This is a genomic window from Pseudomonas sp. S5D5 (assembly GCF_003013355.1).
Classification (GTDB): domain Bacteria; phylum Pseudomonadota; class Gammaproteobacteria; order Pseudomonadales; family Pseudomonadaceae; genus Aquipseudomonas; species Aquipseudomonas aylmerensis.
Map to the genome: position 1 here is coordinate 5,256,840 of NZ_PTEO01000001.1, position 13,166 is coordinate 5,270,005.

General features: G+C 63.3%; 11 protein-coding genes, 1 tRNA gene and 1 riboswitch. All 12 genes read left to right on the forward strand.

Annotated elements, in window-relative coordinates; all coding sequences use genetic code 11:
- Nucleotides 1-198: 198 nt before the first annotated feature.
- Complete coding sequence (locus C9990_RS23990; RefSeq protein WP_106805711.1) at nt 199-1,821, forward strand: methyl-accepting chemotaxis protein; 1,623 nt, start codon at nt 199-201, stop codon at nt 1,819-1,821.
- Between the two features lie 167 nt (nt 1,822-1,988).
- Nucleotides 1,989-2,090, forward strand: a riboswitch (guanidine-I (ykkC/yxkD leader).
- Nucleotides 2,091-2,149: 59 nt separating this feature from the next.
- Nucleotides 2,150-3,217 (forward strand): putative urea ABC transporter substrate-binding protein, encoded by a 1,068-nt coding sequence (locus tag C9990_RS23995; RefSeq protein WP_065899418.1) that lies wholly within the window; start codon nt 2,150-2,152, stop codon nt 3,215-3,217.
- Nucleotides 3,218-3,229: 12 nt separating this feature from the next.
- A complete protein-coding gene (locus tag C9990_RS24000) occupies nt 3,230-4,045 on the forward strand; it encodes an ABC transporter permease (protein ID WP_106804869.1) in 816 nt (271 codons plus the stop codon).
- Nucleotides 4,042-4,806 (forward strand): ABC transporter ATP-binding protein, encoded by a 765-nt coding sequence (locus C9990_RS24005; protein ID WP_106804870.1) that lies wholly within the window; start codon nt 4,042-4,044, stop codon nt 4,804-4,806. Before C9990_RS24000 ends, C9990_RS24005 begins: the two co-directional genes overlap by 4 nt.
- Nucleotides 4,803-5,528 carry an urea amidolyase associated protein UAAP1 gene (locus tag C9990_RS24010; RefSeq protein WP_065899421.1) on the forward strand — a complete coding sequence of 242 codons (726 nt, stop codon included), beginning with the start codon at nt 4,803-4,805 and terminating at the stop codon, nt 5,526-5,528. Before C9990_RS24005 ends, C9990_RS24010 begins: the two co-directional genes overlap by 4 nt.
- 9 nt (nt 5,529-5,537) lie before the next feature.
- Nucleotides 5,538-6,167 (forward strand): urea amidolyase associated protein UAAP2, encoded by a 630-nt coding sequence (locus tag C9990_RS24015; RefSeq protein WP_065899422.1) that lies wholly within the window; start codon nt 5,538-5,540, stop codon nt 6,165-6,167.
- A 239-nt stretch (nt 6,168-6,406) separates the two neighbouring features.
- A complete protein-coding gene (gene uca / locus C9990_RS24020; RefSeq protein WP_106804871.1) occupies nt 6,407-10,024 on the forward strand; it encodes an urea carboxylase in 3,618 nt (1,205 codons plus the stop codon).
- Between the two features lie 47 nt (nt 10,025-10,071).
- Nucleotides 10,072-10,278 (forward strand): cysteine-rich CWC family protein, encoded by a 207-nt coding sequence (locus tag C9990_RS24025; protein WP_065899424.1) that lies wholly within the window; start codon nt 10,072-10,074, stop codon nt 10,276-10,278.
- Nucleotides 10,268-10,960 (forward strand): 16S rRNA pseudouridine(516) synthase, encoded by a 693-nt coding sequence (locus C9990_RS24030; RefSeq protein WP_106804872.1) that lies wholly within the window; start codon nt 10,268-10,270, stop codon nt 10,958-10,960. The genes C9990_RS24025 and C9990_RS24030 overlap by 11 nt, the downstream gene beginning before the upstream one ends.
- 304 nt (nt 10,961-11,264) lie before the next feature.
- Complete coding sequence (locus C9990_RS24035) at nt 11,265-12,149, forward strand: alpha/beta fold hydrolase (RefSeq protein WP_106804873.1); 885 nt, start codon at nt 11,265-11,267, stop codon at nt 12,147-12,149.
- A gap of 208 nt (nt 12,150-12,357) precedes the next feature.
- A tRNA-Gly gene (locus C9990_RS24040) sits at nt 12,358-12,431 on the forward strand.
- 198 nt (nt 12,432-12,629) lie between these two features.
- The gene (locus C9990_RS24045; RefSeq protein ID WP_106804874.1) at nt 12,630-13,154 is read left to right on the forward strand and encodes a DUF3833 domain-containing protein; all 525 of its coding nucleotides are present in this window, start codon (nt 12,630-12,632) and stop codon (nt 13,152-13,154) included.
- The last annotated feature ends 12 nt before the right edge of the window (nt 13,155-13,166 follow it).

Genomic DNA, 13,166 nt, shown 5'->3' on the forward strand with positions numbered 1-13,166 from the left:
CTTGATACATCAATGCCGGGGGCTTGAAGGGCCGTATGGCTGCATGGGGAGAGCGTGTTTAGTCTGCTCGAAGCTTTAACGATTCAGTAAATTTATCTGGCTCGAAACTTTGTCGATTGCGATGATGTCACTATGACATCGCACAACGCCAGGAAGGCTCTAATGTGCGCCCTTCGCCAACATCTGCGGATTCGAGCCATGAAAATTTCCACCAAGCTGCTGCTGTCATTTCTACTGTGCGCGCTGGTCACCCTCGGGGTCGGCCTGCTGGGGATCAAAGGCGTCGTGCGACTGGCGAGCGCGCTGGAGCTGACGTTCTCCAATAATCTGGTGTCCGTCAGCAACACGGCCGCCACCCTCAATGGCCTGGTTGCGCATAACCGTGGCTTGTACCGCCTGCTGGATGCCAGCAAGGGCGATGTCGCCGCGCAGGACCGCAACCGCGTGCGCGACGACATCAGCAACGAACTCAAGCGCAGCCAGGCCGCCTACGCCACGTACCGCGCCACGCCGCTGGAAGATGACGAACGTGCAGCAGGCGACAAGCTCGACCAGCTCTGGCCGACCTATGTCAGCAATTCCGAACGCATCATCGCCATGCTCGATGGCGGCCAGGTCGAGCAGGCCCGCGCGCAGCTCAACAGCAGCAACAATGAACTGTTCCGCCAGGCCCGCGACCTGATCCGCGTGATGATCGACTCCAACAACCGCCAGATCCAGGAAGGCGCCGTCGCCGCCGATGAACTGCGCAGCAGTGCGTTGACCTGGATGATCGCCGGCATCGTGCTGGCCTTTATCATTGCGATCATCATTGGCGTGCTGATCACGCGGCTGATCACCCGTCCCATCGCCCAGGCGGTAGAAAGTGCGCAACGCATTGCCAAGGGCGACCTGACCCAAGCCATCCTCACCGAGCGCACCGACGAAGCCGGGCAACTGCTGATGGCACTCGCCGATATGCAGGGTGGCCTGAAAAGCACCCTGGTGGAAATCGCCAACGCCGCCGACCAGCTCGCCTCGGCTGCCGAGGAACTGAGCGCGGTCACCGACGAAAGCAGCCGCGGCCTGACGCGCCAGAACGACGAAATCCAGCAAGCCGCCACCGCCGTGAATCAGATGACGACGGCAGTCGACGAAGTGGCCAGCAACGCGGTGTCGACTTCAGAAGCCTCGCGCCAGGCCACCACCGAGGCTGAAGATGGCCGCCAGCAGGTCGAGCAGGCCGTGTCCGGCATGTCATCGATGGTCGACGAGATCAACGACTCCACCCAATCGGTGGCCGACCTCGCCGGCCAAGTGCGCGAGATTGGCAAGGTCATCGATGTGATCCGCGGCATCGCCGACCAGACCAACCTGCTGGCCCTGAATGCCGCCATCGAGGCCGCCCGCGCGGGTGAACAAGGTCGCGGTTTTGCGGTGGTCGCCGATGAGGTCCGCGCGCTGGCCCATCGCACCCAGACCTCGACCGTGGACATCGAAAAGATGATTGGCGAAGTGCAAGTCGGCGCCGATGACGCGGTGGCCGCGATGAACAAAAGCCTGACCTGGGCCAACAATACCCAGGCCCTGGCGCAGAACGCCGGCGACGCGCTGCAGCGGATTACCGCGAGTGTGGCGATGATCAACGAGCGCAACCTGGTGATCGCCTCGGCTTCCGAGGAGCAGGCCCAGGTGGCCCGCGAAGTCGACCGCAACCTGCTCAACATCCAGGACCTGTCGACCCAGACCGCCGCCGGCGCGCACCAGACCAACGCCTCCAGCCAGGACCTGTCACGCCTGGCCACTTCGTTCAACGTGCTGGTCAGCAAGTTCCAGCTGTAAGCGCCTCATTGCAGTGCGCCGACGCACCCGCGTGGCGCACGCTGCCTTTGCCTTTACCCTCCCTCCTCGCCGGGCCGCCTGCACAGACGGGCCCCGGCGCACTTGGCACGAACCTCGCTTTGCATCTGCCGTGCAGGATTCATCACAGGTTCGCGGCACCACAATTTGCAATGGCCGACTAGGGTTCCGGCTCGCCACAAGCGAGTGGCTGGTCCGAGAGTTGGCGACCTCCAGTTGAGGTTACACGGCGGGATAAAAGCCCGGGAGACAAGCCACCGTTCGCGGTGCCGCGTTGCTCCTGCTCGCCCTTGATCAACTGGAGAAGCCCATGCCCTCAATCCGTTTACCCGCCCTCCTCGCCGCTGCGTTCGCCGCCGTGCTGAGCCTGCCTGCCCAGGCCGCCACCAAAGACCACTTCAGCGTCTGCTGGACGATCTACGCCGGCTGGATGCCCTGGGAGTATGCCGGCAGCCAAGGCATCCTCGACAAATGGGCAAAGAAATACGGCATCAGCATCGACATGGTCCAGCTCAATGACTACGTCGAATCCATCAACCAGTACACCGCCGGCCAGTTCGATGGCTGCACCATGACCAACATGGACGCGCTGACCATCCCCGCCGCCGGTGGCGTGGACAGCACCGCGCTGGTGGTCAGCGATTTCTCCAACGGCAACGACGGGGTGATCATCAAGGGCACGGGCAAGACCGTGGCTGATCTCAAGGGCATGAACGTCAACCTGGTGGAACTCTCGGTGTCCCACTACCTGCTGGCCCGTGCGCTGGAATCGGCAGACCTGACTGAAAAAGACCTGAAGGTGGTCAACACCTCCGACGCCGATATTGCTGCCGCCTTCAACACCGATCAGGTGCAGGCCGTCACCACCTGGAACCCGATGCTCTCGGAGATCAAGGCCAAGCCCGGCGTAAGCGAAGTGTTCGACTCGAGCAAAGTGCCCGGCGAAATCATGGACATGATGGTGGTCAACACCCAGACCCTCAAGGACAACCCCAAGCTCGGCAAAGCGCTGACGGGCGCCTGGTTTGAAGTGGTCGCACTGATGAACGCCAAGGGCGCCGCCAGCACCGAGGCCCTGGAACATATGGCCAAGGCTTCCGGCACCGACCTCAAGGGTTTCCAGGCGCAACTGGACACCACCAAGCTGTTTGCCACGCCCAAGGAAGCCCTGGCGTTCGCCACCAGCGCGCAACTGCCGGCGACCATGCGCAAGGTCGCCGAGTTCTCGTTTGAACACGGTTTGCTCGGCGAAGGCGCCAAGGACACCAGCGCCGTGGGCATGAGCTTCGCCAACGGCGTGACCAGCGGCGACACCGCCAACCTCAAGCTGCATTTCGACCCCAGCTACGTGCAGATGGCCGCCGACGGCAAGCTGTAAGAGGACCTGGCCATGCGCCTGATCAACCGTCATCCGGAGCGCTCCAGCCGCCTGTTGTTGGTGATACTGCTATTCGCCCTGCTGCTGTTCGCCTACTTCGTGGGCTCGGCCGAGCGCCTGGCGGAAAATCCCAACGACAAGCTGCTGCCCAGCGCCGCGCAAATGAGCGACGCGGTGAAACGCCTGGCGTTCAGCGCCGACGCGCGCACCGGGGAATATGTGCTCTGGCAAGACAGCGCGTCGAGCCTGCGCCGCCTGGCCATCGGCTTGGGAATAAGCGCCCTCGCCGGCCTGTGCCTGGGCATCGCCGCTGGCACGCTGCCGCTGTTTGGCGCGCCGTTGTCGCCGCTGCTCACGGTGCTGTCGATGGTGCCGCCGCTGGCGATCCTGCCGATTCTGTTCATCGTGTTCGGGCTCGGGGAATTGTCCAAGGTGATGCTGATCGTGATCGGCATCACCCCGGCCCTGGCCCGTGACCTGGAGCAGCGCGCGCGCGAGATTCCGGTCGAGCTGCTGGTCAAGGCGCAGACCCTCGGCGCCTCCACATGGACCCTGATGCTGCGCGTGGTACTCCCGCAATTGCTGCCGCGCCTGTTGATCTCGCTGCGGCTGATGCTCGGCTCGGCGTGGTTGTTTTTGATCGCCGCCGAAGCCATCGCCTCCACCGACGGTTTGGGCTACCGGATCTTCCTGGTGCGCCGCTACCTGGCGATGGACGTGATCCTGCCCTACGTGGTGTGGATCACCCTGCTGGCCTGGCTGATGGACTGGGGCCTCAAGGCCCTGACCCGACGCGCGTTCCCCTGGTACGAAGGAGCGCGGGCATGAGCTTTATCAGCGTCAACAATGTGTGGCAGCGCTATGGCGACCAGGTGGTGCTCGAAGGCCTCAACCTGCACGTGGCCGAGGGCGAGTTCTGCACGCTGGTGGGCACCTCGGGGTGCGGTAAATCGACCTTCCTGCGCCTGCTGTTGGGCCAGGAAACCGCGAGCAAAGGCCAGATCCTGCTGGACGGCCAACCGCTCGCTGCCGAGCCGGATGCCAGCCGTGGCGTGGTGTTCCAGCGCTACTCGGTGTTCCCGCATCTGAGCGTGCTCGACAACGTCGCCCTGGGCCTGGAACTGCCGCGTTCAGCACTGCTCGGCCGGTTGTTCGGCAAGGCCAGGCAGCAGGCCCGCGAACAGGCGGGCGCACTGCTGCACAAGGTCGGCCTCGGCCATGCGCTGGACAAATACCCGGCGCAGCTCTCCGGCGGCATGCAACAACGCCTGGCGATCGCCCAGGCGCTGATCATGCAGCCGCGCGTATTGCTGCTGGATGAACCCTTCGGCGCCCTCGACCCGGGCATTCGCAAAGACATGCACCAACTGCTGCTGGAACTGTGGCGCGAAACCCGCCTGACGGTGTTCATGGTCACCCACGATCTGAGCGAAGGCTTCAGCCTCGGCACGCGCCTGCTGGTGTTCGACAAAGTGCGCGTCGACCCCCACGCCCCCGGCGCCTATGGCGCCCGTATCACCTACGACATCCCTTTGAACAGCGAGCGTCGCAAGGCGCTCGCCGCCGAACTTGGAGCTTTTTCCAAATGACTGATTCCAACCCGCTGTTCCCGCCGTTCGCCGAGGAAATGCTACCCGGTGGTGGTCACCGTTCGTTCGTGCTCAAGCGCGGTCAACTGCTGCGTCTCACGGATATTCGCGGCGGCGCCAACGTCAGCCTGACCCTGCTCAACGCCAACGAAAAAACCGAGCGCCTGAACCTGCCCGACAGCCTCAAATGCCAGCACACCGCCAAGCTCACCACCGGCCATTGCCTGTACTCGGACATGGGCCGCGTACTGGCGGCCATCACCGCCGACACCTGCGGCTGGAGTGACAGCATTGGCGGCGTGTTGTGCGCCGCCGAAGTCGCCGAGAAGTACGGCCAGGGCCGCTATCAGGAACTGCGCAACGGCTTTTTCCGCAACGGCACCGACAACCTGCTGGTGGAGTTGGGCAAGTGGGGCCTGGGCCTGTCCGACCTGCTGATGACCCTCAACCTGTTCAGCCGCGTCAGCGTGGATGCCGACGGCGGCCTGCACTTCGTGCCGGGCAACTCCAAGGCCGGCGACTACATCGAACTCTACGCCCCGATGGACACCCTGGTGGTGCTCACCGCACTGCAACACCCGATGGACCCCAACCCTGACTACGCCCCACAACCACTGAAACTGAGCTGGATGAACGCCGACCCCAGCGTCGCCGAACACTGCCGCACTTCGCGCCCGGAAAACGCGCGCGGCTTTATCAACACCGACCGTCTGTTCGCCTGAGGAGCTGCCATGTCTATCGCACTGAAACAACCGGATGCAGCGGTATACCGCGCCACCATCCCCGCCGGCGAGCCGTGGCTGATGGAGGTCAAGGCCGGGCAGACCCTGCGCATCCTCGATCTTGAGGGCAACCAGGCCGTCGACACGCTGTTCTACAGCCTCAAGAACCCACGTGAGCGCTACGACGTGCAACGCACCTTGCGTCGCCAGAACAGCGTGTACCTGGGTACCGGCAGCGTGCTGTATTCCAACCTCGGCCAGCCGATGCTGACCATCGTCGAAGACACCTGCGGGCGCCACGACACCCTCGGCGGCGCCTGCGCCCAGGAGAGCAACACCGTGCGCTACGCCCTGGAAAAACGCTACATGCACAGCTGCCGCGACAACTACCTGCGCGCCTGCGCCCACGATGGTCGGCTGGGCAAAAGCGACATCGGGCCGAACATCAATTTCTTCATGAACGTGCCGGTAACCGCCGATGGCGGGCTGACCTTCGAAGACGGGATTTCCGCCCCGGGCAAGTACGTCGACCTGCGCGCGGAGATGGACGTGATCGTGTTGATTTCCAACTGCCCGCAATTGAACAACCCGTGCAACGCCTACAACCCCACCCCTGCGGAGCTGCTGGTATGGAATTGAAAATGAGCCGGTTGCGTCAATGGTTGTTTGCCCTGTGCCAGGCCCGCGCCGGGCAGTGCCTCCACAAACGCTGAAGATCAAATGTGGGAGCGGGCTTGCTCGCGAAGGCGGTGTGTCAGCGATACATAGATTGACTGAAACACCGCATTCGCGAGCAAGCCCGCTCCCACACTGACCGCATGCATTTCGGACGACCGAAGTGCTCCCTCACTTTGCGGGACGGCCCGCAGGGTTTTGCCATGTTCGAAAAACTGTTGATCGCCAACCGTGGCGCCATCGCTTGCCGCATCCTGCGCACCTTGCGCGAACTGCAGGTCAAAGGCGTCGCCATCTATGCCGAAGCCGATGCGGCGAGCCTGCATATCCAACACGCCGACGAGGCCTACAGCCTAGGTGAAGGTGCCGCCGCCACGACCTACCTGGCGGTGGAAAAAATCCTCGCGACCGCCAAGGCCTGTGGTGCCAGGGCGATTCATCCGGGCTACGGATTCCTATCGGAAAACGCCGCCTTTGCCCAAGCCTGTGAACACGCAGGCATTGCATTTGTCGGGCCGACGCCCGAACAGTTGCGCGTGTTCGGTCTCAAGCACACTGCCCGCGCCCTGGCCAGGCAACAGCACATTCCGCTGCTGGAAGGCACCGAGCTGCTCGACAGCCTCGACGCTGCGTTGCGGGCCGCCGACACCGTCGGCTACCCGGTGATGCTGAAAAGCACCGCCGGCGGCGGCGGGATTGGCATGCGCGTGTGCCGCAGCGCGGCGCAGTTGAGCGAGTCGTTCGAGGCGGTCAAGCGCCTGGGCCAGAACAATTTCAGCGACGCCGGTGTGTTTATCGAGAAGTACATCGAGCACGCGCGTCACCTTGAAGTGCAGGTGTTCGGCGACGGCGCAGGTGACGTGATCGCCCTCGGCGTGCGCGACTGCTCCGTGCAGCGGCGCAACCAGAAAGTCCTCGAGGAAACCCCGGCGCCGAATCTGCCCGAAGGCATGGCCGAGGCCTTGTGTGCAGCCGCAATCACCCTCGCCAAGGCAGTGAATTACCGCAGCGCCGGCACCGTGGAATTTATCTTTGATAGCGCCGACGGGCGCTTCTACTTCCTTGAAGTGAACACGCGCCTGCAAGTGGAACACGGCGTCACCGAGCAGGTGTGGGGCGTGGACCTGGTGCGCTGGATGGTGCAACTGGCGGCGGGTGAACTGCCGCCATTGAGTGAATTGGACGTAAAGCCTCGGGGCCATGCGATCCAGGCGCGGCTGTACGCCGAGGACCCCGGCCGCGACTTCCAGCCGAGCCCAGGGCTGTTGACCTGTGTGGACTTCCCCGCAGGCGAAGGCCTGCGCATCGACACGTGGGTCGAGGCCGGGTGTGAGATCCCGCCGTACTTCGACCCGATGATCGCCAAGCTGATCGCCTGGGCCCCGACCCGCGAACAGGCGCGCCTGGACCTGCACCAGGCCTTGAGCGACAGCCAGCTGTATGGGGTGGAAACCAACCGCGACTACCTGCGCCAGATTCTGCTCGCCGCCCCCTTCGCCAGCGGTCGGCCCTGGACGCGTTGCCTGGAAGATCTGGTCTACGTCGCCAACACCTTCGAGGTGCTCAGCGCCGGCACGCAAACCAGCGTGCAGGACTATCCCGGCCGCCTCGGTTACTGGGCCGTGGGCGTGCCACCGTCAGGGCCGATGGACAGCCGCGCGCTGCGCAGGGGCAATCGCCTGCTGGGCAATGACGACGGCGCCGCTGCGCTGGAAATCACCATGAGCGGGCCGCTGCTGCGCTTCAACTGTGCGGCGGTGGTCGCGGTGACCGGCGCGGACATTCCATTGTTGTTGAATGAGCAGCCGGTGCCGATGAACACCGCGCTGCTGATCGAGGCCGGCGCGGTGTTGAGCCTTGGCACCATCGCCGGCGCCGGCGCGCGCAGCTACCTGTGCCTGCGCGGCGGGCTGCAAGTACCGGACTACCTGGGCAGTAAAAGTACCTTCACCCTCGGCCAGTTCGGCGGCCATGGTGGACGGGCGTTGCGCGCCGGGGATGTGTTGCACCTGGCGCCGCTGCTGGACGCGAGTGCCGGCCAGCAGTGCCTCGCCGAACCGCTGCCGCAGGTGCGCACGCTGCGAGTGATTTACGGCCCCCACGGCGCGCCGGAATATTTCCTGCCGGAGTACATCGACACCTTCTTTGCCACGCCGTGGGAAGTGCATTTCAACTCCAGCCGTACCGGCGTGCGATTGATCGGGCCCAAGCCATCGTGGGCACGCATGGACGGCGGGGAGGCGGGGCTGCATCCGTCGAATATCCACGACAATCCCTATGCCATTGGCGCGGTGGATTTTACCGGCGACATGCCGGTGATCCTCGGCCCGGATGGCCCGAGCCTCGGCGGTTTCGTCTGCCCGGTGACAGTGATCGAGGCGGACCTGTGGCAGCTGGGGCAGCTCAAGGCCGGCGACAAGGTGCGCTTCGAACCGGTCGACCTCAAGACTGCCCGCGAACTGGCCATGAACGAGAACCGCGTCTGCAGGAGCAAGCTTGCCAGCGATGCCGACAACTCGGTGCTTCAGGCTGACCAAGGCGCCGCCATCGCCGGCACGCCGGGCGCCTACACGTCGCCGGTGGTGCTGGATATCGGCGAGGACGACACCCGCCTGGTCGCCCGCCTCGCAGGCGACACCCATCTGCTGCTGGAAATCGGCGCCGCCGAGTTGGACCTGGTCCTGCGTTTTCGCGGCCACGCCCTGATGCAAGCCTTCGAAGCCCGTGCGCTGCACGGCGTCATCGACCTGACGCCGGGCATCCGCTCCCTGCAGATCCACTACCAGCCCGAACAACTGCCCCTGGCGGAGCTGCTGGCACTGATCGCCAGCGAGTGGAGCGCCGTGTGCGCGCGGCAAAACCTGCAGGTGCCGTCGCGCATCGTGCACTTGCCGTTGTCCTGGGACGACCCGGCGTGCCAGTTGGCCATCGAAAAATACATGACCACCGTGCGCAAGGACGCGCCCTGGTGCCCGAGCAACCTGGAGTTCATCCGCCGTATCAACGACCTGGCCAACCTCGATGAAGTGCGCCACACCGTGTTCGAGGCGAGCTACCTGGTCATGGGCCTGGGCGACGTCTACCTCGGCGCACCGGTGGCCACGCCGCTCGACCCGCGCCACCGGCTGGTGACCACCAAGTACAACCCGGCGCGCACCTGGACCGCCGAGAACTCGGTGGGCATCGGCGGCGCCTACTTGTGCGTGTACGGCATGGAAGGCCCCGGCGGTTATCAGTTCGTCGGGCGCACGTTGCAGATGTGGAACCGCTATCGCGAAGTGGCGGCGTTCGATGGCAAGCCATGGCTGCTGCGGTTTTTCGACCAGATTCGCTTCTACCCGGTGAGCGCGCAGGAACTGCTGCAGATTCGGCGGGACTTTCCCCTGGGGCGTTTTGAGCTGAGCATCGAAGACAGCACGTTGAACCTGGCGGATTACCAGGCATTTCTCGCGCGGGAAGCACCCACGATCGATGCCTTTCGTGAGCACCAGCAGCACGCTTTCAACGCCGAGCGCGAACGCTGGATCGCCAGCGGCCAAGCGCATTTCGACAGTGAAGAGTCAGCGCCGCCGCTGGCGCAGGACACGCCGCTGCAAGCCAATGAGTATAGCATCGACAGCCATATCGCCGGCAATCTCTGGCAAGTCCAGGTGAGCTCGGGTGAGCGCGTGGCGGCCGGCGATGTGCTGGTGGTCCTGGAGTCGATGAAAATGGAGATCCCGGTGCTGGCGCCGTTTGCCGGGGTGGTGCGCAAGATTCCGGTGCAGCCGGGCAGCAGTATCGGCGCCGGCCAGCGGGTCGTCGTGCTGGAACGCGACTGAACGGCGCTGTATCGTGCAGGGACTTCCGAGGCCCTGCCCGACCGACCATGACCACGCCAACCCTTTGCCCTGCCTGCGGTGCCCGCAACGACTGCACCCTGGCCGACCCACGTACCGCCGATCAGCCTTGCTGGTGCTATAGCGTCACCATCGACCCGGCGATACTTGAAGCGCTGCCCGATGAACTGCGCAACAAGGCCTGCCTGTGCCCGCGGTGCGCGCAGGTCGATGAACAGATTCGCCATGCGCGTTGACCGTTTCCTCAGCAATCTGCCGCGTTTCAATCGCCAGCAGGTGCGGGTGTTGCTGGTCGAGCGGCGTGTCAGCGTTGATGGTGTCGCCGTCAGTGATCCTCACCATGAAGTACGCGAATTCAGCCGCGTGTGCGTGGATGCTGAAGTGTTGCAGGCGGGGCGCGCAGCGCGTTACTTCATGCTGCACAAACCCCAGGGGTGCGTGAGCGCTACCGCGGACCCGCAACACCGCACGGTCCTGGACCTGTTGGATGAGCCGGACAAAGACGAGCTGCACATCGCCGGTCGTCTGGATTTCAACACCACGGGCCTGATGCTGATCACCAACGATGGCCAGTGGTCACGGCGCCTGACGCAACCGCAGACCAAGCTGCCCAAGGTCTATCTCGTGCAGACCGAGCAGGACATCGGCCCGCACTACGCGGCTACCTTTACGGCGGGCGTGTATTTCGCGTTTGAAGACCTGACCACGCAACCCGCCGATCTGCAGTTACTGGGGCCCAGGACCGCACGCCTGAGCATCATCGAAGGCCGCTATCACCAGGTGAAGCGCATGTTCGGGCATTTCAACAACAAAGTGACGGGCTTGCACCGGGAGCGGATGGGCCCGTTGGTGTTGGACCTGAGCCTGGCGCCGGGCGAGTATCGGGCGTTGTCCGAGGAAGAAATCCGGCAGGTCTGACGACCGTTCAGCCGGTGATGGCAAAAAACCTGTCTGCCGGCTTGCGAGCTGGCCACTCGACTGCTTGAATCAAACCGTCAGCCAAATTATGACTGGCGAGTCGCCTATAACCTCCAAGAAACACCTTGCCCCGCCCGCGCTTGATCTACGGGCCTCCCAGGCAAACAGCCCGCCATAACAACACCCGTCGGCCAACCGTCATCGGATCGACATGGGCCCTCATTTTCCAGGCGTATGCCTACCTGTCACAAAGCTCGTGCAGAGTGATCTGCGCGCCCTACCCGCTTGCCAGGAGTCTTACGACATGAGGCCAGAAATCGCTGTGCTGGATATACAGGGTCAGTATCGGGTTTACACGGAGTTCTATCGCGCGGACGCTGCTGAAAAGACCATCATCCTGGTCAACGGCTCCATGGCCACCACGGCATCCTTCGCCCAAACCGTGAAAAGCCTGTACCCGCAATTCAATGTGGTTTTGTACGACCAGCCCTACGCCGGTCGCTCCAAGATCCATAATCGTCATGAGCACATGCTGACCAAAGAAGTCGAAGGCCAGATCCTGCTGGAACTGATCGACCACTTCGCGGCCGAGCACGTGCTGTCCTTTTCCTGGGGCGGCGCCGCGACCCTGGTCGCCCTCGCCCACCGCCCGCGCCGTGTGGAAAAGGCCGTGATCAGCTCGTTCTCCCCGGTGATCAACGCGCCGATGCGCGACTATCTAGAGCGTGGTGTCGACTACCTCGGCAACCTCGATCGCCACAGCGTCGGCCACCTGGTCAACAGCACCATCGGCAAACACTTGCCGTCCCTGTTCAAGCGTTTCAACTACAAGCATGTGAGCAGCCTGGCCGAGCACGAGTACGGGCAGATGCATTTTCACATCAGCCAGGTGCTGCACAGTGACCGCCTGTGCTACCTCAAGGCCGCACGGCAGATCGACGTACCGGTGCTGTTCTTGAACGGCGAGTGGGACGAATACACCAGCGCCGACGACGCCAGGCAGTTCGGGCAGTACGTGACGAACAGCAGCTTCAGCACCATTCAGGCGACCGGGCACTTCCTGGACATGGAGCACAAGGCCGCGTGCCGGGACAGTCGTGCGGCGGTGGTGGGTTTTCTCAAACCCGAGCGGCAGGTCAACCGATTGCGCTATCACCAAGGCCAGACCCAGCATGCCTTCGCCATCTGAAATACGCTCGCCAGCGTGTCTAGGCACTGGCTTGCCCGCGATAGCCTGACCTCCAAGGTCCGTCTATCGCGGGCAAACCCAGCCCTTACGCACGCTCGCGCCACACCGAGATCAGTTTGCAGCCTCGCCTGGCGCACGCAACCCACACATTTTTCGAAGAAAAACTTCAAATCCCGGCGCACATCTGGTACAAAGTCAGCCGCTCTGAGCGGGTATAGTTTAATGGTAGAACAGTAGCTTCCCAAGCTTCCGACGAGGGTTCGATTCCCTCTACCCGCTCCACTCAGATTTCGCGCCCACGTCAGGATGGTTCTGACGGGGGAGGCCTAAAAAAACCGGTCCTTGGTGGCCGGTTTTTTTATGGGTGGGATTTGTGCTACTCGTCAGTCGCCTCGCACAAACATGTACAAATCAATATTTTTGTACAAGTATCAATCCTGAGCGATGGCACTACGCCGCGCACCTTCATGGAGCCGGACAATGACGCGTCTATGGATTTCATTGTTGCTGGTGTTGAGTTTGAGCAGTTGCGGCAACGTGGGGGTCGATCACTACGCCGGCCAGCAACCGCAGCTGGACCTGGAGCGTTTCTTCAGCAAGCCCGTGAAAGCCTGGGGCATCTTCCAGAAGCGCTCGGGTGAAGTCGCCAAGCGCTTTGAGGTGAATATCGCCAGCCGGCGCGAGGGCGATGCGTTGATTCTCGACGAGCGGTTTCTCTACAGCGACGGCACGCGTCAGCAACGAATCTGGACGCTGACCCCGGACGGCCCGGGACGCTGGCGCGGTCGGGCAGGAGACGTGGTCGGCGAAGCTATCGGCGAGGTGGCGGGCAACGCACTGCGTTGGCGTTACCGTCTCAACCTACCGGTGGATGGCTCCGTCTACGAAGTCAGTTTTGACGACTGGATGTACCTGATGGACGAGGACACCCTGATCAACCGCTCGAGCATGTCCAAGTTTGGTGTCGAGTGGGGTCAGGTCACTTTGTTCTTTCGTCGCCAATGACCCTGAAGCGAG

Coding starts and splice junctions, on each gene's coding strand:
- C9990_RS23990 (WP_106805711.1), top strand. CDS start 199: ATGAAAATTTCCACCAAGCTGCTGCTGTCATTTCTACTGTGCGCGCTG.
- C9990_RS23995 (WP_065899418.1), top strand. CDS start 2,150: ATGCCCTCAATCCGTTTACCCGCCCTCCTCGCCGCTGCGTTCGCCGCC.
- C9990_RS24000 (WP_106804869.1), top strand. CDS start 3,230: ATGCGCCTGATCAACCGTCATCCGGAGCGCTCCAGCCGCCTGTTGTTG.
- C9990_RS24005 (WP_106804870.1), top strand. CDS start 4,042: ATGAGCTTTATCAGCGTCAACAATGTGTGGCAGCGCTATGGCGACCAG.
- C9990_RS24010 (WP_065899421.1), top strand. CDS start 4,803: ATGACTGATTCCAACCCGCTGTTCCCGCCGTTCGCCGAGGAAATGCTA.
- C9990_RS24015 (WP_065899422.1), top strand. CDS start 5,538: ATGTCTATCGCACTGAAACAACCGGATGCAGCGGTATACCGCGCCACC.
- uca (WP_106804871.1), top strand. CDS start 6,407: ATGTTCGAAAAACTGTTGATCGCCAACCGTGGCGCCATCGCTTGCCGC.
- C9990_RS24025 (WP_065899424.1), top strand. CDS start 10,072: ATGACCACGCCAACCCTTTGCCCTGCCTGCGGTGCCCGCAACGACTGC.
- C9990_RS24030 (WP_106804872.1), top strand. CDS start 10,268: ATGCGCGTTGACCGTTTCCTCAGCAATCTGCCGCGTTTCAATCGCCAG.
- C9990_RS24035 (WP_106804873.1), top strand. CDS start 11,265: ATGAGGCCAGAAATCGCTGTGCTGGATATACAGGGTCAGTATCGGGTT.
- C9990_RS24045 (WP_106804874.1), top strand. CDS start 12,630: ATGACGCGTCTATGGATTTCATTGTTGCTGGTGTTGAGTTTGAGCAGT.